Genomic DNA, 18530 nt, shown 5'->3' on the forward strand with positions numbered 1-18530 from the left:
ATTAACAGGCAACAAAATGAAAGACAGCAAGCTACCCATGGTATTTTCAGTAACCTCCGGCAAAGGTGGGGTCGGCAAGACAAATATTTCAGTCAACCTGGCCTGCTCCCTGGCTGATATGGGCAAAAAAGTGCTCGTCCTGGATGCCGACCTCGGGCTGGCTAATGTGGACGTGCTTTTGGGAATTGCTCCAAAACTCAATCTGTTTCACCTCTTTCATCAGCAAGAACCCCTGGAAAACATTGTTGTAGATACCCCCTACGGATTCCAGGTCCTCCCGGCAGCATCCGGGGTCAGCGAGATGCTGTCCCTGTCCACGGGACAGAAGCTTGAACTTTTGGAAGCCATGGATTCTCTGGAGGACAAGATTGACTACCTGATAGTGGACACTGGAGCCGGAATAAATGAAAATGTTGTCTATTTCAATCTGGCTGTGCAGCAAAGGCTCCTGGTGCTGACTCCTGAACCCACCTCCTTGACCGATGCCTATGCCCTGATCAAGGTACTGAAAACCAGGCACGACATTGACAAATACAAGGTCGTGGTCAACTGGGCCAGATCCAGGGAAGAGGCCAGAAATGTATTCAAAAAACTTTATAACGCCTGCGACCACTTTCTGAGCGGAGTTTCCCTGGATCTGGCCGGGATCATCCCCCTGGACGCCAAAGTTAAAAAAGGTGTTGCCAGCCAGATACCCTTTTGCCATTATGATGCCGACTCACCAGCTTCCAGGGCAATAAAGGACCTTTCCAAAACAGTAGTCAACTGGGAACCGGACAAAAACCTTGATGGCAATATCAAATTCTTCTGGAAAAAGCTGCTCTTCCAGGAATAATCCTTGGCAAGTCCTTGAAAACAGGGATGTTTCCTTTGGCGAGCTTTCACCCGGTGAAAAAGACGAGATCGTCAGGGCCTACGCCCATAAGATAAAAATCAGCGCGGCCAGGCTCAAACACAGACTGCCCCGGCATGTGGAGATAAACGAACTCATCAGCGCTGGGACCCTGGGCCTGATGGAAGCTCTGGGTAATTTCGATTCCAGCTTTGGAATCAAGTTTGAGACTTTTGCCGACAACCGGATCAAAGGTGCCATGCTGGACGAACTTCGGAAAATGGACTGGTTTTCCCGGGGGCTTCGGAAAAAGGTAAAACGGCTGGAGGAATGTATCAGAGACTTTGAACAGAATTCCGGGACCAGGCCAACCAACCAGGAACTGAAAAAAATAACCGGTTTTTCTCTGGGTGAAGTCGAAGAGGGACTGGTGGCCCTGCAAAACCAGATCTGCCTGAGCCTTGAAGCTGTGCAGGAAAACTTTACTCTTGCCGGAGAACAGGATATTACTTCCGAACCCCAGTTGAGCACGGTATTCAACGACCTTGTGGATAAAGTCGCCAGAATCATCGACAGGCTCACTGAAAAGGAACGCCTTGTTCTTTCTTTGTATTATGAAGAAGAGCTGACAATGAAAGAGGTGGCCCGGGTACTTGAGGTCACGGAAGGGAGGGTTTCACAGCTCCACTCCCAGGCCATAGGAAAAATTCAGAAAAAATTTTCGGAAGAGCACGAAGAAATTTAGGAGGAACCTATGCCCACCAACATGCAAATGCGGATTCTGGTAGTTGACGACTTTTCAACTATGCGCAGAATAATCAAAAATATCCTCAGACAGCTGGGTTTCAATAATATAGTTGAAGCCGACGACGGCACCACGGCCTGGGAAGTCCTGAACAAAGACAAGATCGACTTTATTGTCAGCGACTGGAACATGCCCAAGATGACCGGAATTGAACTTCTGCGCAAGGTCAGGGCCAGTGAAGAATTTGCGGACCTGCCCTTTTTAATGGTTACTGCCGAAGCACAGCAGGAGAACATCATTGAAGCGGTCCAGGCCAAGGTTTCCAACTATATTGTAAAACCCTTCACAGCCGACACCCTGAGTCAAAAAATTGAAAAAATCTTTGAAAAATAGGCTCCACTCCTGAACTGGAGATAACAGAATAAGGCATGGCGGAAAAAGATCCCTCACAGAAGGACAAGGTTACTCTGGACAAGAGTGAGCTGGATATTGACCGGGCCAAGGACAAGGTTGAACTGGATCTTGATGACGCTCCCTTTCTGGAGGAAGAAGAGGAATTCCAGGAGCCCAGCCACCAGGAACCCCTGGAGGAAGACACTGAGTCTCTGTCCGTGTCTGAGGAGCAGCCCCGGGAACCGGGCTGGAAAAATAGAAAGAACCTGACCATAGCTGGCATCGTTCTTCTGATTCTAGTTGCTCTTGCTGTTGTGCTGCTTTTTATTTCCTCTGGAAAGCCGCCGCCGCCCCCCTCTGGTGAGCAGCATGATCAGGTGATCCGGGATGATGTTCCAGGGCCAGAACCGCCCGAAGAAATATTTGAAGAAGTGGTGAATTTGAAGCCTTTCATGGTGGAACTTCGGGAAGGGGAAAATATCCAGTTCCTGTTCGCCAGGTTTTCACTTCCAGCCAAGAGTGAACAGATGGCAGGAGAAATCCGGGATAAAACCATAATCATCCGGGATGCGGTTTATTATTACCTGCGCAACAAAGAAACAATCTTTCTCAAAGACAAGGATAACTCCGACGCAATAAAAAAAGATCTTCTTTCAGTGATCAACCAGTACCTGGGTACCGGTCGCCTGGAAGACATTCTCATTGAGGAATACCTGGTGAAATAAATGATCAGGCCCATTGACCTGCCTGTTGTGCTGTCCCAGACCCCTCTGGCCCAGCAACTTCAATTTGCGGCCCAGAACGCTCCCGGGGCCCATCAGGCCTTTTTGAGCCAACTGGTGATTCAAAAACAACAACGGGAGATGGAGCAGGTGGCCAAGACTGAAAAGACCCAGGCCTTTAACAATTCAGTCAAAGACAGAGAAGGACAGGGAGGGGACCTCCAGCAGGAGGCTGACCGGAATAATGACGCAGAGCAAGACCAAGAAACCTTTGAGCATAGTGAACATATCGTGGACATCAAGGTCTGAGGGAACCGATCCAGCTTAAAATGAACTCTTTTGAATGGATAATCCTCGTTGTCAGTGGAGTGGAAATAATCCTTCTGATACTGGTCTTTCTTTTTTTTTATCGCTTGCGAAAATCAGAAAACCTGCTGGCTGCCATGCAGAAAAACCAGCATGCTTTCATTGAAAAGCTCAACTTCAATTCCCAGCTTGAACAGGAACTTGTTTCCACCTTTGAGCAGCGACAAAAAGAACTCATCAATCTAGAGGCCAAAATGGATGAGAGGATCAGGGAACTGAACAGGCTTGTCAGACAGGCTGAAAAATTCACCGCCTCTCCCCAGTTCATGAGAAACATCATTATAAGTGGATACAAGAATGGCCGGTCCATTGAAGATCTTACCAAAGCCACCGGACTTTCCAGGGACGAGATAGAGCTGATCATCGACGGCCATTGAACATAAGCTTGGAAAACCCTTCATCGGCCCTGGAAAGGACCTGCCTGGCACAGCTGCACCTTGAGCAGCGGACATAAGCAGATGCGCATATTCAACAGCGGATCAGACGAAGAATTCGTCTACCTGGCCATGGACAACCCCAGAGTCAGGAAATTCAGAAGGAAATACAAGCAGGGAGATGTTGTACCGGGTATAATCCTGGAATACGATTCCCCTGGACTGGCCTGGGTCCTGGTGGACGATCTGCGCCTGCTGGCCTGGGTGGCCAGGAACTACTTTCGTGGGCAGCGCCTGCACCTGGCTGTGGAAAACCTCTATCCGGAAATCATTCTCAGGGAAATCGACCTGACCTCCGACAACAGTGACGGACTGAGCATAATCGTCTGATATTCATGTACCAGCCAACTCCACCAGACCTGAACATTCATCCTGACCATCCCTGGCTTGCCCCTCTGGCCGGGTTTTCCGATCTTCCTTTCAGACTGCTTTGCAGGCACTATGGCTGTTCTGCCGCCTTCACTGAAATGGTCAGTGCCAAAGGGCTGATATATCAGACCAGAAACACTTTGGAACTCTTGAAGAGCTGTCCTGAGGATTCCCCCCTTATTGTCCAGCTTTACGGAAATTCCCCCCAGATCATTCAGCAGGCCGTGTCAATTCTCATGGACCAGGGTTATCATTATTTTGACTTGAATTGCGGTTGCTCAGTGAAAAAAGTGGTTAAGACCGGGGCTGGAGCGGCCCTGCTTAAAGATACCTCACTTTTGGTGGAAACCGCCCTGGCCATGATTGAAAAAGCCGGCCAGGGAAAAGCAGGGATCAAAATCAGGCTGGGCTGGAGCAATCAAAGCCTGGTATACCTTGACCTGGCCCGGGCATTGGAAAGAAGCGGGCTGGGCTGGATAACCCTTCATCCCAGAACCGCAGTCCAGCTTTTTTCCGGCCAGGCCGACCATGACGCTCTTAAAAAACTGAAACAAAACACCAGGATTCCGGTCATTGCCAGCGGAGACTTATTCACTGCTGCCGACGCAGCAGACTGTGTCCGCCGGACCGGGGTGGATAATATCATGTTTGCCAGAGGAGCCCTGAACAATCCATTTATCTTCAGTCAGTACAAACTGCTCAGGATGAAAAAACCAATTCCTCCGGTTGGTCCTGATTTTCTGGCAAAAATATGCTGTGAAACAGTTTCGTTTTACCGTCAGCACTGCAGCTCTCCAAGGGCCGTCCTCAAGATGCGCACCATCCTTCCCCGGATGATCAAAAACGTTCCCGGTGCAAAAGAGTTGCGCAAAGAACTCATTATGGGTAGGAATTGGGATGATATTCAAAGGGCCTTGTCCAGAATAACCAGCCTCAAGCCCAACAGCCCCTGATTAAAATGACCAGTCCAGGAGGATCAATGGTACCGGAAATCATGCTTGCTGACAGTGCCGGATTCTGTATGGGGGTAAGTCTGGCCTTGAACAAGCTGGATAAAGCCCTGGAGGAAAAAAACAGCAGGAAGATCTTCACCTTGGGCCCCATCATTCATAACCCCCAGGTCCTTGCCCATTACCAGGAAAAAGGGGTGAAAATCACTGAAAACCCTGATGAACCGTCAACCGGCGATACCGTCCTGATCAGGGCTCACGGGGTTCCACTGGCAGTTGAAAGAAGACTCCAGGGAAAACAGGTCCATATCATTGATGCCACATGTCCCAAGGTCAAAAGAGCCCAGCTTTTGATCCGCAAAAACAGCCGGAAAGCTGACTACACCTTACTGTATGGAGAGCCGGAACACCCTGAAGTAAAAGGACTCCTCAGTTACGCCCATTCAAGGGCTTATCTTTTCGAAGACCTGGATGCCCTGACCGGCATCCCCCTTGACCCGGAGAAAAATTACTGTCTGGCTGCCCAGACCACCCAGGACCGGCAACAGTTCAAAGCCATCAGCCGGTATTTATGCAGCAGATTAAAAAATGATCCTGTGATCCTTGACACCATTTGCGATGCCACTAAAAACAGACAGATAGAAACCATTGAAATCGCAAAAAAAGTGGATTGCCTGATTGTTGTGGGCGGAAAAAACAGCGGCAACACCAGAAGACTCTGCAAGGTGGCCACGGAGCACTGTCCCACCTGCATCCATATCGAAACTCAGGATGAGCTGGATATTGAAATGATTTCTGGATACACTAAATTCGGACTCACTGCCGGGGCCTCAACCCCGGACGACACCATAAACAAGGTTTATCATCTTCTCAAATCCATGATTGCCCAGAGCCCCTGAGGATCTGGCTCAAAATAATCAATCCCGGGCAGTTGAAAATTTTTCCAGATAGCTGCCCTGGGTCTCAGGCCCGGGCCGGACTGTCAGGCTGCCTTCAAACTTTAAAACGGGGTTTATCATGTCACAAACAGGCATTCTCCTGGAATCAGGAACCAATGAACTGGAAATTGTAGAATTTTTTCTCAATGAAAACCTTCCGGACGGCAAGGAATACAAAGGGTATTACGGGGTGAATGTTTCCAAGGTCTTGAGCATCATCAACCGCCCTGAAGTTACTGAACTACCCAATGCTCCCCACCCGTGCGTCCTGGGCGCCTTTAATCAGCGGTCAAGAATCATCCCCCTGGTGGACCTGGCCCTGTGGATGGGCAAACAGAGGATAAAAGGCCAGGATACAAAGGTGATTATCACTGAATTCAACAGGCTGATCAACGGATTCCTGGTTTCCGGGGTAACCAGGATTCATCGGCTGAGCTGGGAAGAGATAGAAGCTCCAGATTCATATACTGACAAGTACAGCTCCAACAGCATCACCGGTGTGGTTAAAATTGAAGACAGGATCGTATTTCTCATCGACCTGGAAAAGATCATTGCTGAACTCAATCCCGGTGCAGGCCTGAAGCTGGATGAAGAACTGGATTGGGGCACGGAAAAAAAATATACTGCCCTGGTGGCTGATGATTCAACCCTGATCAGGAACATGCTGGGTGATCTTTTGGAAAAAGCCGGATTCAATGTCCTGAAAGTCAAAAATGGAAAAGAAGCCTGGGATGAACTCGAAAGATTCAAGACCGTGGCCGGAGAAAAAGGGGAATCCATCTCTTCCATCCTCCAGATAGTCATCTCGGATATTGAAATGCCCATGGTGGACGGGCTGAACCTGACCAAAAGGATAAAGACTGATCCTGAATTAAAGAGCCTTCCAGTGATCCTTTTTTCCTCCCTCATCAGTGAACGGCTGCGGCACAAGGGGGAATCTGTCGGAGCAGATGATCAGATATCAAAGCCAGAAGTCTCCCTGCTGGCCCAGAAGGCCAAGAGCCTCATTGAAGAATCCCTGACCTAACCTCATCAGGAAGCTGATTTGAATTCTCAACGCCCCAGGATAACGGTTCTGGATATTGTGGTTATTGCCCTGCTGGCTGCTGCCGGGGGATTATTGTACTTAAGGATTGTCAGCCAGCTGGACTACAACTGGGAATGGTCCCTGATATTTCAGTATATCTACCGCTATGACGAGGCCAGCGGGACCTGGGTCCCGGGCATGCTGGCCAGGGGCTTCTTCACAACCATCAGGTTGAGCATTTGGGCGACTCTACTGGCCATCATCCTTGGAACCATCATCGGTCTTTTCAGAACCAGCAGGAGCCTTCTGCAGAAACTCCTGGGCTTCAGCTATGTCCAGACTATAAGAAACATCCCCCCTCTGGTCCTGATCTTCATTTTTTACTTTTTTGTCAGTGATCAAATCATGCCCATTCTGGGAGTGGATGAATTCTTCAGGAGCCGGTCCGAGGAAACCCAAAAGGTCCTGGCCTTTTTATTTGCTCCAGCTGCCCAGTTCTCCTCCTTTCTGGCCGCTGTAATCACCCTGGCCATCTATGAGGCAGCCTATATTGCCGAAATAATCCGGGGGGGAATCAACTCCGTTAACCGGGGACAGTGGGAGGCTTCAGCTGCCCTGGGATTCAACCGGGGGCAGCAGATGCGGCTGATCATCCTGCCCCAGGCTTTCCAGCGTACTCTTCCCCCTCTGGCCGGGCAGTTCATTTCCACCATCAAAGATTCGGCCATTGTTTCTGTAATTTCCATCCAGGAACTGACTTTCCAGGGAATGGAGCTGATGGCAGCCACCTACAAAACCTTTGAAATCTGGATAACCATAACCATCCTGTACTTTTCACTTACTTTCACCTGCTCCAAGATCATAGGTCGGCTGGAGCACAGACTGGCCAGAAAATACTGACACTGATCCCTTACCCAGGACCATTTTTATCTTAACGAATTCAGGAAACTCTCATCAGAAGTAGCCATGACCGACTCAGCCCTAACAGCGAAAAATGGCTTGTTCTCAAGATGGTATTCAGCCTGACCGCATAGCTTCAGCATCATTTTCTTTGTCTGAAAGGAATCCAACAGCCCAGGCACTTATGGTGATGACTCCTCCCAGAAGCACGAACCCAGCTCCAAACATATCCCTGTCCCCAAAATAACCGAGTATGGTGGGGATCAGTCCGCCTCCGGCCAGAACTGCTGTCGGCACAATCAAGGATATGGCTATAGGCCTTTCTTTTCGGGAAAAAACCCGGGAAAGGGCGGCAAATCCAGCCGGGAAATAACAACAGGCCATGGTCGGCTGAATAAGTATTGCAACAATCAGCCAGCCCCCAGAAAACACTCCCAGCAAAGCAGTAGACAGACCAGTCAGTCCCATGAAAATGAACAGGGAACGCCTGATTCCCAGCCGGTCCACCATAACTCCAGCCCAGAAAACCAGAAAAATCCCGGAAATCCTGGAAATGGACAGCAGGTAATTAACCCGGCCATGATCATAATCATGAGTACTTACCAGATACAAAGGAGTCTGGGCAAAAACGCCCTGGGTTGATCCTACCGCCAGGATAAAAAACAGAAGCAGCACCCAGAATGACGGCCTGGTAATGATCTCCTGATAAGCACCTGGATTCGGGGCCTGACTTTTCTCCCTGCCTGAGCCGCAATAGCGGACAAACAGGATACATACGACCACCGCATAGACAGCTACGGATACCAGCATCCATCTCCATCCCAGTCCTGTCCTGATAAATACCTCTGCCACCAGGGGAGCAGCCACAAAGCTCAAATTCGGAGCAATTTCATGTATGGCAATGGCCTTTCCCCAATGGGCAGGGGAGACCATTGAGGTCAGCATGGCAAACCCGGATGGGAAATAAAGTCCGCCGAAAAGTCCGGCCACCAGCAGAGAAACGCGCAGCCATAGCCCTGAAGGACTCAATCCAGCCAGGCACAGGGCTCCACCTATTCCCAGAGCAGATATCATGACCACCTTATGATGCTCCATCCTGGACGATACCAAGGTTGAGCCCAAGAGGCCGATACTGTATCCTAGAGAAAGGACAAGAAAAAGCTCCCCTGCCTGGGCCTTGGTCAGGTCAAAGTCTTCACGAATATATATCAGAAATGGGGCCAGGATTATCCTGGTGATGAAATTCAGGAAAAAAATCCCGGTCAGGGTGAGAATTGACGGAACTGCGTTTCGGAACTCCATGACCAAATATTCTTCCGGCTCCTGGTTGTGGGCAGGATGTCTGCCACACTATAAGAGGGTAAGCATGTTTATTCCGGGATCAGGCCGGCAGGCAGCCCAAAGATGGAAAAGGAAAGTATGGGAAAAAACCTGGAGTGAACTCTGTTTTCCTGCAAAAAAAGCCAGGCCATTTAAAGACCCAGAACTTCGGACAGAAGGTTGTCCCGGTGAATGGCTTCAGAATACAGGCACTCACCCAGAAGTTCTTCTATTTCAGAAGATTTCTTGCCCATAATCAGCGCAAGGTCTGAGGAACTATAGTTGGACAGGCCCACAGCAGGTTTTTCCGCTCCCCCCCGGACAATGACCTTCACCAGATCACCCTTGCCAAATTCCCCTTTGACAGCCACTATGCCGGCCGGCAAAAGGCTTTTACCCTGCAGGAACACGGCCCGGGCAGCTCCCTGATCAATGACGACCTCGCCGCAGGGCTCAAGGTTGTAGGCCAGCCAGAATTTCCGGCTGGAAATAACCTTCTGGCAGGGCATGATCCAGGTTCCAAGATCTTCTCCTTCAAAGGCCTTTTCCAGGCAGAAGCGGTCCTTTCCGGAAAGAATCAGGGTGGGGACACCTATCTGAGCGGCTTTTCTGGCGGCCATCAGTTTACTGTACATGCCGCCGCTGCCCTGCTTGGTCTTGCCTTTGCACATCTCCTGAATGGGCATGGCATTGATGTCCCGGATGCAGGCTATCCTCTCTGCCTGGGAGTTTTCCAGGGGATTATCGCTGAAAACCCCGTCTGCAGAGGTCAAATTGATGAACAGATCGGCTTCAGCCAAATTCAGGATTAATGCGGCTAAAGCGTCATTATCCCCGAACTTGAGTTCCTGGACCGCCACTGTATCGTTTTCATTGATAATCGGTATAACCCGCCACCTCAGGAGTTGAAGCATGGTGTTGCGGGCATTGATAAACCGTTCCCGGTTGTTAAGGTCATCTCTGGTCAAAAGGATCTGGGCTGTAATTTTCTTATACCTTCCAAAGACCTCGTCATAGGCATGCATAAGCCTGCTTTGACCCACCGCAGAAGTAGCCTGTTTAAAGACCAGGTCGCTTTTGGCCCGGCAGGATGACAGGACTTTACATCCGGCAGCCACTGCTCCGGATGAAACCAAGATCACATCCACTCCCCTGTCATGAATCAGGGCAATCTGATCAACCAGCCTGTTCACTACCCTCAGGTCAAGACCGTCTTCAGAAGTAAGCACTGCACTTCCGATTTTGATGACAACCCGTCCCACTTTTTCCAGGGCCTTGAGTCGTTCTTTAGTGGCATCCTTCATGGAAAATAGTCCTTATATCATTAGACCCGGCCGGACAACCTGTAAAATTTTTCCCATATCGCCTTAAGGAGTCTATCCACTCCTGTTCCTTCAAGGGCAGAAATATAGTATATATCCGGGTCAATATGGGATGAATTCTTCATTATCCTGTCCAGGGTATCCTGGTCCAGCAGATCGATCTTGTTAAACACCCGGATCTGCTCCTTTTGAGCCAGTTCCGGGGAGTATTTTTCCAGTTCATGGTTAAGAAGATCAAATCCCTGCGTGGGTTTATCCGGATCAATATCCTCTACACTCAATATATGGACCAGAAACCTGGTCCGCTCAACGTGCTTCAGGAACCTGTCTCCCAGGCCGTGCCCTTCATGAGCACCCTCAATGAGCCCGGGAATGTCAGCCATGACCAGACGGGTTCCCTGATCATTATCCAGGACTCCAAGATTGGGAGTCAGGGTTGTAAACGGATAGGCCCCAATTTTTGGTTTTGCAGCTGAAACCAGGGAAATAAATGTGGATTTTCCTGCATTGGGCAGACCCAGAAGACCAGCGTCAGCCATGACCTTGAGCGTCAGGCGAAGCCTCAACTCCTGGCCTTCCTGTCCGGGCTGGGCAAATCTGGGAGCACGCATGGTTGAGGACTTGAAATGGGCATTACCCTTGCCACCGGTTCCTCCTCTGGCCACAAGGACTTTCCGGTCAGGAACAGTCAGATCGGCCACCAGAGATTCGCCTTCGTCCGAGACCGAATAAATTATGGTTCCTGGAGGCACTTTCACCACCAGATCATTTCCGCCAGCTCCGAATTTCTGCCGGCCCATCCCGGACTGCCCGTTACCAGCCTCATAAACTCTTTTATGTCTGAAATCATACAGGGTAAGCAATTTGTCATCAGCCACAAAGTAGATGTCTCCGCCTTTTCCTCCATCACCACCGTCGGGTCCGCCCTTGGGAATATATTTCTCCCGTCTGAATGAAACGCAACCGTTTCCGCCTTTTCCCGAACGTACGGTAATCATGGCTTCGTCAACAAACCTCATGCCCTGCTCCTGAATCTAAAAAAAAAGCCGTCCGGAAGACCAGACGGCTTACAATCAAAAAAACAAAGTAAATCAGACAGCAACCGGGACAATGCTGACCCTGGTTTTGACCCTTTTCTGGCGGGCGTACTTCTCATATTTGACCTGCCCGTCAATCAGGGCAAACAGAGTGTAATCTCTGCCCATACCTACGTTTTCACCTGGATGGACCTTGGTTCCCAGCTGTCTGACCAGTATGTTTCCGGCTTTAACCGCCTGACCGCCGTATTTTTTAATTCCTCTTCTCTGCCCCTGGCTGTCCCTGCCGTTTCTGGAGCTTCCACCGGCTTTTTTATGTGCCATTATCCAATCCTCCCGGAACTAGGCCTCAATGCTCTTCACCCGCAATCTGGTGAAGTCCTGGCGATGTCCCTGTTTTTTGCTGTAACCCTTGCGCCTTTTTTTCTTAAAGACAATGACCTTTTTGTCCCGCTCATGGCTGAGAACATCGCAGACCACTTTGGCCCCATCAACATAAGGCTGACCGAATTTAACTTCGGACTGACCGCCTGCAGCCAGAATTTTGTCCAGCACAATCTCGGATCCTGCCTCGTCAGCCAGTTTGGCCACCTTAATCTGCTGTCCTTCCTTGACACGGAACTGTTTTCCACCAGTCTCTATAATCGCAAACATTTTTACCTCCCAAATGGAAAAGAAGCTTATTACACACAAACCATGGATATAGTCAAGAAATATCCAGACAAAAAAATAAAGTCAGACCGCTCTGGCCAGAACCACCACCCGGACCTGAGAGGCCCCGGAACCCAGGAGAACCCTTGTACATTCCTCTAAAGTGGAACCAGTAGTCATTATATCATCCACCAGAAGGATTTTTTTATCCTTGACCTTTTCCTTGCCTGCCTGAAAAGCACCCTTCTGAGCCTTAAGTCTGTGTTTACGGTCCAGGGCGCTCTGAGGAGGAGTATTCCTGGTCTTGACCAGGGCATCCTTAGACCATGGCAGTCTGATCCTGCCAGCCAGAATCCTGGACAGTTCCTGGCTCTGGTTGAAACCTCTGCTGGCCAGCTTTGCCCGGTGCAGAGGAACAGGCACTATCAGATCAAGATACTCGTAGGGGTGAAAAGAGGTTGCAGAAAAGAGAAGATTTCCCAGCACATTGCCCAGCCCCAGATCCGCCCGGAACTTGTACCTTATGATCATTTCCTTGAGCAGGCCGTTGTAGACTGAATAAAAAGATATGCCCTGCCAGGAAAAAGGTTTGGTTCTGCAACTCAGACAGAGGTGGGTGGACTCATCCTCCAGGGCATAGATCCTGGCGCACAGGCCGCAGAACCCTCCGGTCCTGGGTCTGAGTTCCCAGGAGCATGCCGGGCAAAGGATAACGCCCGGCCCTGCTTGATCAAACACTGATCCGCATACGGAACATCTTTTCCCCAGCACCTGGCGGAATCCGCTGGAGAGTATGCTGTAGGTCTTTTGCCAGAAAAAAGAAAGTTGGGGATCCATGGTCAGTTCCTGCCTGCAGCATAGGAAGCAGTCAAAAGCCCTCAGGGCAGTCCGGCATCATTTCAGCCCAGCCTCTACAAAGCTCCTGATCCTGGCCCTAAGCTGGGGAAGATTTTCAAGATCGCTCTTTTGATCCACTCCGCGCAGACAAAGATCATTCAGATCGTAGCCGAATGGTGTCAGAAAATACCTCATGGTCAAAAGGCTTCCCTGAAAAAGCGACCTCCCCCTGCTTCGTCCGGCCACCAGTACACATAAAGCCTTTTTGCCCCTGGGAGAAGAAGCCGGATTGGCAACCCACCTTTCGTAGTAACTCTGACTCCGGTCAATAAGTCCCTTGAACCCGGCTGGCAAATGATAAAAATAAATGGGCGAACAGAAACAGACTGTCCCGGCCAGATCAATCCGCTCCAGCAGCATGGCACAGTCGTCTCTGTCCTTGAAAAGGCATTCAAAGTCCTGGGATTCTGCACAACCGTGACACCCCACACAGGGCATGACCCGGTAATTGCGCAGATAAACCAATTGCGCACTGCAGCCGGCCCTTTGGGCTGCCTCCAAAGCTTCATGGGCAGCCAGATCAGTATTTCCCCCTTTCCTCGGGCTGCAGGCAAATATGGTCAGGTCATTCTTCATACGGGCTGGCCTTTCTGGTAAAATCAGCTTCAATATGATCGTTTTTTTCTGAAACAGTCAATTTCCATCCAGGATGCAGGTGCAGCACGTTTTCAAGCTGCCCCCTGGACTCTTTAAGGGCCAGAACCCGGACATTGTTCCCTTTGCTGAAACGGAGATGCCAACCCACCTCCAGTCCAAGGCCTCAGCATTTGCTTCGCATATCAAGCCAGATCAGATCCCTGCTCACTTTTCCTCCTTTTTGGCTGCAAGATCCTGATAAATATCCCCATACTCATCAATCATTCTTGGGGAAGTGAACCTGTCCATTGCCACACCATAAGCTTGCTCAGCCATGGCCCTGGCCTGTCTGGGATGCATAAGCAGTCCTGCGGCAGACTCGGCCATGGCCTGATAGTCACCCGGCCTGATCAGAATCCCAGTGCTCCCGGATTTGATCTGCTCCGGGATGCCCCCCACACCAAAGGAAACAACTGGCAGCCTGCTCATCATGGCTTCCAGAATCACCAGCGGATGGTTGTCAGCTATTGAAGGATAAATCAGGATGCTGGCCCGCTCCATGATGGACCGTACCGCATGGTTGGGCAAATACGGAAGATGAAACACATCAGCTGTTCTGTCCTGTACTTTATTGCCCACAAACAAAGCTCTGGCCCTTGGCCGGGTCTTTTTTATCAGTTTCCAGATCCGCATCCACTGGCCACCGCTTTTATAACCGGCCTCAACCCCACCATGAGCAACAAACAGTACAAGCTCACCCTGAAAATCCGGGATGTGCCCCTGGTCATCCTTCAGGGCAGAGGCCTGTTCTATTCCATTGGCAATAACCCTGACCTTCAAGCCCGGAAAAGCCCTTTCTGCCATCTCCGCGAGCCAGGCTGAAGGACTGACCAGGACCGGTTTGACCAGAGCAGCCGCATCCTGCCTGCGCTGCCAGTCCTCATGGGAATCACTGTATCCCCTTTGGCATTCATGACATCCTGCAAGCCATTTGCGACATTCCAGGGGATAGACGCAGCCCCCTGTAAAAAGGGAGGCATCATGCATGGTCACCACTGGTCTTTGCTTCAGGCCGAGGCAGGATAAAAGGGTTTTTGGCCAGTTCTGGGTGGAATGGATATGGACCAGCACGTCCTGATCTCGCCCCTTGAGGTCAGGACTCGGCCTGCCATTTGTCCCGCAGATTTCGCTTTCAACCCGACTGTCCCATCCCCTGGAGCACATCCCCAGGCTGAGCAGCCCGGCAATCATGGCTGTGCCACCCTGATCTCTGAGGATGGTATGGTGGACCATGCGCAATCTAGATAAATTTGTGCTCATGGAAAAAGGGATTGTGGAGTCTTTCATCCAGAACCCTGCTTTCCGGGCCATGACCTGAATAGATTGTGGTATTGTCCGGAAGGGTGAATATCTGTTTCTGGGCTGACTCTTTTAAAACTTCGGGATCTCCTCCTGGAAAGTCTGTCCGGCCAACAGAACGGAAAAACAACAGGTCTCCTACAAAAACCGCATTCAATTCAGGAAAGTAAAATGACAGGCTGCCCGGGGTATGTCCCGGAGTCCCAAGGACATGGCAGGGGCTGTCCAGAAATACTGTCTGACCCGGTTCCAGGTTGATGAAGTCAAATGCAGGTGTCTCTGGAAATCCCATGAAGCCCCCTCCGCCCACCTCTGTCTGGAGGAGAAAACTGTCCTTTTGGGGAGCCATAATCTCCGCCCCGGTCCTGGATGACAAGGACTGATTTCCCTGGATGTGGTCAAAATGAAGATGAGTGTTGAGAATGGTCTGGAGGTTAAGTTCCTGAGTCTGAAGAAAGTCTATTACAGCCTCGGGATCACCGCCTGGATCCACAGCCAGGGCTTGCTTGTCATTGTAAATAAGGTAACAGTTTGTTTCCAGAGGACCAAGATTGAATTGTTTTAATTTGAGCATGATATACCCATAAGTTAAATGTGGCCTGCCTGTTGAGGCAGTTAAAAAGGTTCCACCATCAGCTGGGAAAGTTCCCTCCGTGAAGATGACCCCCCAGATGCAGGATGACCCAGAGCAACTACAGCCATGAGTTCCAGGTGTTCGGCATCTGTTCCCAGAACCTGATGTACCTCCTTCTCCTGATTGATGATTTCTCCCAGCCAGACCCCGCCAAGACCGAGTCCGTGTATGGCCAGAAGCATGTTCTGGATACAGGCCCCAGCGCCCTGACAATCTTTTTCATGGTGGTATTTGGCCTTTCTGTCCAGAAAAACCACAATAAGCACCTGTGCCCCCCGGACAACATGGGCATACTTGGTACAGCCTTCCAGGGCCTGTTTTCTGGAGTCCCTTGCATTCAGCACCAGAAATCTCCACGGCTGATTGTTGAGGCCGCTGGGAGCCCACCTGCCAGCCTCCAGCACCGCAAGAACATGCTCTTTGGTAACCGGTTCATCTGTAAACTTCCGGATGCTCCGTCTGGTGGTTATTGTTTCCATTATCCTCATTCCTGCTCCTTTGTTTCATCAGTACTTAAACCCATCCTACCCTCTCATTCACCGGGAATCAACCTTATCCGGCCCGGATCATTAATATAAGGACTGGACAGCATGGTGTCATTTATATAACTTAAAAACTTTGCTTTTAACTGTAAACCCGGCCACCACATGTACCTGAACCTTGATAAAAGCGATCTCATCCGGTTTGAGTCCATTCTCAAAAACTCCCTGGCGTCACTTATCTCTTTTACCTCCTACAGCCTTTACTTTCCCAGAGAAATTCCTCTGGCAATGCAGGAGGGAAAAAAACTTGTTCCGATCATTGAAAAAGACCGGACCCTGTTGCCTCTAAGCCTGAACAACAACTTCCTGGGCATTTTCCTGGCCAAAGGCACTGATTATAACCAGCTGATCTCCCTTAAAGATCACCTTGGGTCATTCACCTCCCTGAGCCTGGACAAACTCTTCCTGCACAAACAGTGCATGCTGGACGAACTAACCGGTCTGAGTAACCGGGAACAGTTCACCAGAATGGTGGAAAGGGAGATTGAATCAGTACTGTCCAGCATCACCCCGGGTCCGGCAGCCACCATGGATAACGGCCCGGAACGCCACAGCGCTTCATTCTGGATCATGATCTTCAACCTGGACCGGTTCAGACGGATAAACAACACTTACGGTTACATGTTCGGCGATCAGGTACTTGAAGGGCTGGCTGCTGAACTTAAAAGGGTGATCCCTGAGCAGGCCGCCCTGGCCAGGCTCTGGGGGGATACCTTCGGCCTTTTTCAGCCTCAAAGCTCTCCTTCCAAATGCCAGGAACTGGCCAAGTCCATCCTTGAAAAAATATCAGAAACCGTTTTTGAATACGCTGTTTCAGGAGAAAAGGTGTCCCTGACTGCCAGTGCCGGTTCATCTTTTTTTCCTCAAGACATCAAAGGCCATCAGTTCAGAAAGACTCCCTACGAACTGGCCAGGATAGCCATTCAAAAAGCCCAGCAGGCCCTGGATATAGCCAAGGAAAACGGCAGAGGCAGGTCCTATTTTTTTGGCCAACTCCTGTCCCGGGGGGGAGTGATCATGGAGAACCTGCCCCTGAACCGGATGATAATCAACCTGGGAAAAAATGTAGATGCCTGCGAAGGGCAGAAGTTCATGGTCTGGTCCAGAAAATTCAATGGGCATTCCCAGATCATTCAGGAGCCGGATAAAAAATCCCTTGGCCATTACCCACCCATCCACAAGGGCGAAATCACCCTCCAGGAGGTCCAGGAGCGCATATCCATTGCCGAAGTCCTGTACCTGAATGATCCGTCCTGGGAAATCGAGCCTGGAGACAAGCTGAGCCTTTTGCCTGAAAAAGACAGCCTCCTGGAAAATAACGGTATCGTGGAAAACACCCTCCCCAAAAAAGATATCATGACCGGGCTTTATTCTTACAGGGACTTTGTCTCCCTGTGGAGCAAAAACCGCAATTGTGTTGACTCATTTTCCATGGTCATGATCAGAATCCATGACCATGGAAAAAATGACAGTGAACAGGGTATCGGAGGGGAAAACCTGATCCTCGAGCTGATGAGTTCCCTTAAGGCAGTTCTGGCAGAGGAACCCCTTGGGGGCAGGTACAGCTCCACCTGTCTCATCTTCTATTTCCCGGGTCAAAGTCCGCAAGACCTGTACCCGGCACTCTGTCAGCTGAGCTCTTCAATCCGGGACTCCTGCCAGGCCTCTATATTTACCGGTATTGCCTGTTTTCCATATCTTAATTACTCCCGCATCAACACCCTTGAAAACTGCCGCAAGAGTCTTGAGCACGCTGACTTGATCGAGTTTCCCCATGTGGCCTGTTTTGACAGCTTGACCCTTACTGTGAGTGCGGACAGGTTGTTTACCCGTGGCGATACCTTTGCCGCTCTGGAAGAGTATAAACTGGCCCTGGCAGCAGATGAAGCCAACACCCTGGCCCGCAACTCACTGGCCATCTGCTACGCAAGGCTGGGCAGGATGGAAATGGCCGCCAAACAATTCCAGGAAATCATCGGTCTTGAAGATCAGAACATCATGGCCTGGTATAATCTGGGCTGTGCCCACCTCAAGCAAGGCGACCTGCCTGATGCTGAAAAGGCCTTTGAAAAATGTCTTGAAATTGAGCGGGATCACGCATTCAGCCTGTTTCGTCTGGGGCAGCTGGCAGAAAACTCCGGTGACCTGGATAAGGCAGACAAATATTACAACCAGGCCAGAGAAACCAGCAGCGGGAAAAACCTTGCGCCCAGACATCTGGCCAGGCTCGCCTGGAAAAAAGGAGACCGGGAGCAGGCCAGGGAGCATCTGCATCAGGCCCTGATAAACAATCCAAGGGACGCCTTCTCCCTGAACCTGATGGCCAGGATATATCTGGAAAACAACGACGATCCCCAGATAGCTGAATCTCTGGCCAGACAAAGTGTTGTGCTCAGGCCGGACGTGGCCGGATTCTGGAATGACCTGGCTGAAACCCTCAAGGCTCAGGGAAAAGAAGACCAGGCTGCTCAGGCCAAGGCCAGGGCCTTTGCCTGATATGATAGAGAAGACTTCTG

General features: G+C 50.4%; 23 protein-coding genes. 12 read left to right on the plus strand and 11 right to left on the minus strand.

Annotation, left to right across the window (positions count from 1 at the left end; translation table 11 throughout):
• Nucleotides 1-16: 16 nt before the first annotated feature.
• The 11 genes from P771_RS0108470 (at nucleotide 17) to P771_RS0108530 (ending at nucleotide 7676) form a co-directional block, all read left to right on the plus strand.
• Complete coding sequence (locus tag P771_RS0108470) at nucleotides 17-835, plus strand: MinD/ParA family protein (RefSeq protein WP_028574808.1); 819 nt, start codon at nucleotides 17-19, stop codon at nucleotides 833-835.
• A complete protein-coding gene (locus P771_RS0108475) occupies nucleotides 789-1577 on the plus strand; it encodes a FliA/WhiG family RNA polymerase sigma factor (RefSeq protein ID WP_028574809.1) in 789 nt (262 codons plus the stop codon). The genes P771_RS0108470 and P771_RS0108475 overlap by 47 nt, the downstream gene beginning before the upstream one ends.
• A gap of 9 nt (nucleotides 1578-1586) precedes the next feature.
• Entirely contained in the window at nucleotides 1587-1970 is a 384-nt protein-coding gene (locus P771_RS0108480) for a chemotaxis response regulator CheY (RefSeq protein ID WP_028574810.1), read from the plus strand.
• A gap of 35 nt (nucleotides 1971-2005) precedes the next feature.
• Nucleotides 2006-2695 carry a flagellar basal body-associated FliL family protein gene (locus tag P771_RS0108485; RefSeq protein WP_028574811.1) on the plus strand — a complete coding sequence of 230 codons (690 nt, stop codon included), beginning with the start codon at nucleotides 2006-2008 and terminating at the stop codon, nucleotides 2693-2695.
• Nucleotides 2696-3001 (plus strand): hypothetical protein, encoded by a 306-nt coding sequence (locus tag P771_RS0108490; RefSeq protein WP_028574812.1) that lies wholly within the window; start codon nucleotides 2696-2698, stop codon nucleotides 2999-3001.
• A 20-nt stretch (nucleotides 3002-3021) separates the two neighbouring features.
• Nucleotides 3022-3435, plus strand: coding sequence for a hypothetical protein (locus P771_RS0108495; protein ID WP_028574813.1), 414 nt, complete (start codon nucleotides 3022-3024; stop codon nucleotides 3433-3435).
• 81 nt (nucleotides 3436-3516) lie between these two features.
• On the plus strand, nucleotides 3517-3822 hold the full coding sequence (locus tag P771_RS0108505; RefSeq protein WP_028574814.1) for a hypothetical protein: 306 nt from the start codon (nucleotides 3517-3519) through the stop codon (nucleotides 3820-3822).
• A gap of 5 nt (nucleotides 3823-3827) precedes the next feature.
• Complete coding sequence (locus tag P771_RS16970) at nucleotides 3828-4814, plus strand: tRNA dihydrouridine synthase (protein WP_035244148.1); 987 nt, start codon at nucleotides 3828-3830, stop codon at nucleotides 4812-4814.
• 26 nt (nucleotides 4815-4840) lie between these two features.
• Nucleotides 4841-5710 carry a 4-hydroxy-3-methylbut-2-enyl diphosphate reductase gene (gene ispH, locus P771_RS0108515; protein ID WP_035244149.1) on the plus strand — a complete coding sequence of 290 codons (870 nt, stop codon included), beginning with the start codon at nucleotides 4841-4843 and terminating at the stop codon, nucleotides 5708-5710.
• Between the two features lie 118 nt (nucleotides 5711-5828).
• Entirely contained in the window at nucleotides 5829-6776 is a 948-nt protein-coding gene (locus tag P771_RS0108525; protein ID WP_028574816.1) for a chemotaxis protein, read from the plus strand.
• Between the two features lie 18 nt (nucleotides 6777-6794).
• On the plus strand, nucleotides 6795-7676 hold the full coding sequence (locus P771_RS0108530; RefSeq protein WP_028574817.1) for an amino acid ABC transporter permease: 882 nt from the start codon (nucleotides 6795-6797) through the stop codon (nucleotides 7674-7676).
• Nucleotides 7677-7793: 117 nt separating this feature from the next.
• On the opposite strand, the gene P771_RS16975 is transcribed toward P771_RS0108530, so the two are convergent.
• The 11 genes from P771_RS16975 to P771_RS0108590 all read right to left on the minus strand — a co-directional run bounded on the left by P771_RS16975 (nucleotide 7794) and on the right by P771_RS0108590 (nucleotide 15960).
• Nucleotides 7794-8978 carry an MFS transporter gene (locus P771_RS16975; RefSeq protein ID WP_051617215.1) on the minus strand — a complete coding sequence of 395 codons (1185 nt, stop codon included), beginning with the start codon at nucleotides 8976-8978 and terminating at the stop codon, nucleotides 7794-7796.
• 170 nt (nucleotides 8979-9148) lie between these two features.
• Nucleotides 9149-10300, minus strand: a complete 1152-nt coding sequence (gene proB, locus P771_RS0108545; protein WP_028574818.1) for a glutamate 5-kinase — start codon at nucleotides 10298-10300, stop codon at nucleotides 9149-9151.
• A gap of 20 nt (nucleotides 10301-10320) precedes the next feature.
• The gene (obgE, locus tag P771_RS0108550) at nucleotides 10321-11337 is read right to left on the minus strand and encodes a GTPase ObgE (RefSeq protein WP_028574819.1); all 1017 of its coding nucleotides are present in this window, start codon (nucleotides 11335-11337) and stop codon (nucleotides 10321-10323) included.
• A 72-nt stretch (nucleotides 11338-11409) separates the two neighbouring features.
• The gene (gene rpmA, locus P771_RS0108555; protein ID WP_028574820.1) at nucleotides 11410-11679 is read right to left on the minus strand and encodes a 50S ribosomal protein L27; all 270 of its coding nucleotides are present in this window, start codon (nucleotides 11677-11679) and stop codon (nucleotides 11410-11412) included.
• An 18-nt stretch (nucleotides 11680-11697) separates the two neighbouring features.
• Entirely contained in the window at nucleotides 11698-12009 is a 312-nt protein-coding gene (gene rplU / locus P771_RS0108560) for a 50S ribosomal protein L21 (protein WP_028574821.1), read from the minus strand.
• 81 nt (nucleotides 12010-12090) lie between these two features.
• Nucleotides 12091-12843: a ComF family protein gene (locus P771_RS16980; protein WP_051617216.1), complete on the minus strand. Its 753-nt coding sequence runs from the start codon at nucleotides 12841-12843 to the stop codon at nucleotides 12091-12093.
• Nucleotides 12844-12900: 57 nt separating this feature from the next.
• Nucleotides 12901-13479: a flavodoxin family protein gene (locus P771_RS0108570; RefSeq protein ID WP_028574822.1), complete on the minus strand. Its 579-nt coding sequence runs from the start codon at nucleotides 13477-13479 to the stop codon at nucleotides 12901-12903.
• Entirely contained in the window at nucleotides 13469-13648 is a 180-nt protein-coding gene (locus P771_RS0108575) for a hypothetical protein (protein ID WP_028574823.1), read from the minus strand. The genes P771_RS0108570 and P771_RS0108575 overlap by 11 nt, the downstream gene beginning before the upstream one ends.
• Before the next feature lie 56 nt (nucleotides 13649-13704).
• Nucleotides 13705-14826 carry a glycosyltransferase gene (locus P771_RS16985; protein ID WP_161635955.1) on the minus strand — a complete coding sequence of 374 codons (1122 nt, stop codon included), beginning with the start codon at nucleotides 14824-14826 and terminating at the stop codon, nucleotides 13705-13707.
• On the minus strand, nucleotides 14780-15412 hold the full coding sequence (locus P771_RS0108585; RefSeq protein WP_028574825.1) for an MBL fold metallo-hydrolase: 633 nt from the start codon (nucleotides 15410-15412) through the stop codon (nucleotides 14780-14782). The genes P771_RS16985 and P771_RS0108585 overlap by 47 nt, the downstream gene beginning before the upstream one ends.
• A gap of 41 nt (nucleotides 15413-15453) precedes the next feature.
• Nucleotides 15454-15960 carry a nitroreductase family protein gene (locus P771_RS0108590; RefSeq protein ID WP_028574826.1) on the minus strand — a complete coding sequence of 169 codons (507 nt, stop codon included), beginning with the start codon at nucleotides 15958-15960 and terminating at the stop codon, nucleotides 15454-15456.
• Nucleotides 15961-16119: 159 nt separating this feature from the next.
• On the opposite strand from P771_RS0108590, the gene P771_RS0108600 reads away from it, so the two are divergent.
• Nucleotides 16120-18510, plus strand: coding sequence for a diguanylate cyclase domain-containing protein (locus P771_RS0108600; RefSeq protein ID WP_028574827.1), 2391 nt, complete (start codon nucleotides 16120-16122; stop codon nucleotides 18508-18510).
• The last annotated feature ends 20 nt before the right edge of the window (nucleotides 18511-18530 follow it).

The organism is Desulfonatronovibrio hydrogenovorans DSM 9292, from assembly GCF_000686525.1.
GTDB classification, from domain to species: Bacteria; Desulfobacterota; Desulfovibrionia; order Desulfovibrionales; family Desulfonatronovibrionaceae; genus Desulfonatronovibrio; species Desulfonatronovibrio hydrogenovorans.

Bases quoted from the DNA above. Each gene is read 5' to 3' on its own strand.
- P771_RS0108470 (WP_028574808.1), top strand. From the start codon at position 17: ATGAAAGACAGCAAGCTACCCATGGTATTTTCAGTAACCTCCGGCAAA.
- P771_RS0108475 (WP_028574809.1), top strand. From the start codon at position 789: ATGGCAATATCAAATTCTTCTGGAAAAAGCTGCTCTTCCAGGAATAAT.
- P771_RS0108480 (WP_028574810.1), top strand. From the start codon at position 1,587: ATGCCCACCAACATGCAAATGCGGATTCTGGTAGTTGACGACTTTTCA.
- P771_RS0108485 (WP_028574811.1), top strand. From the start codon at position 2,006: ATGGCGGAAAAAGATCCCTCACAGAAGGACAAGGTTACTCTGGACAAG.
- P771_RS0108490 (WP_028574812.1), top strand. From the start codon at position 2,696: ATGATCAGGCCCATTGACCTGCCTGTTGTGCTGTCCCAGACCCCTCTG.
- P771_RS0108495 (WP_028574813.1), top strand. From the start codon at position 3,022: ATGAACTCTTTTGAATGGATAATCCTCGTTGTCAGTGGAGTGGAAATA.
- P771_RS0108505 (WP_028574814.1), top strand. From the start codon at position 3,517: ATGCGCATATTCAACAGCGGATCAGACGAAGAATTCGTCTACCTGGCC.
- P771_RS16970 (WP_035244148.1), top strand. From the start codon at position 3,828: ATGTACCAGCCAACTCCACCAGACCTGAACATTCATCCTGACCATCCC.
- ispH (WP_035244149.1), top strand. From the start codon at position 4,841: ATGGTACCGGAAATCATGCTTGCTGACAGTGCCGGATTCTGTATGGGG.
- P771_RS0108525 (WP_028574816.1), top strand. From the start codon at position 5,829: ATGTCACAAACAGGCATTCTCCTGGAATCAGGAACCAATGAACTGGAA.
- P771_RS16975 (WP_051617215.1), bottom strand. From the start codon at position 8,978: ATGGAGTTCCGAAACGCAGTTCCGTCAATTCTCACCCTGACCGGGATT.
- proB (WP_028574818.1), bottom strand. From the start codon at position 10,300: ATGAAGGATGCCACTAAAGAACGACTCAAGGCCCTGGAAAAAGTGGGA.
- obgE (WP_028574819.1), bottom strand. From the start codon at position 11,337: ATGAGGTTTGTTGACGAAGCCATGATTACCGTACGTTCGGGAAAAGGC.
- rpmA (WP_028574820.1), bottom strand. From the start codon at position 11,679: ATGGCACATAAAAAAGCCGGTGGAAGCTCCAGAAACGGCAGGGACAGC.
- rplU (WP_028574821.1), bottom strand. From the start codon at position 12,009: ATGTTTGCGATTATAGAGACTGGTGGAAAACAGTTCCGTGTCAAGGAA.
- P771_RS16980 (WP_051617216.1), bottom strand. From the start codon at position 12,843: ATGGATCCCCAACTTTCTTTTTTCTGGCAAAAGACCTACAGCATACTC.
- P771_RS0108570 (WP_028574822.1), bottom strand. From the start codon at position 13,479: ATGAAGAATGACCTGACCATATTTGCCTGCAGCCCGAGGAAAGGGGGA.
- P771_RS16985 (WP_161635955.1), bottom strand. From the start codon at position 14,826: ATGAAAGACTCCACAATCCCTTTTTCCATGAGCACAAATTTATCTAGA.
- P771_RS0108585 (WP_028574825.1), bottom strand. From the start codon at position 15,412: ATGCTCAAATTAAAACAATTCAATCTTGGTCCTCTGGAAACAAACTGT.
- P771_RS0108590 (WP_028574826.1), bottom strand. From the start codon at position 15,960: ATGAGGATAATGGAAACAATAACCACCAGACGGAGCATCCGGAAGTTT.
- P771_RS0108600 (WP_028574827.1), top strand. From the start codon at position 16,120: ATGTACCTGAACCTTGATAAAAGCGATCTCATCCGGTTTGAGTCCATT.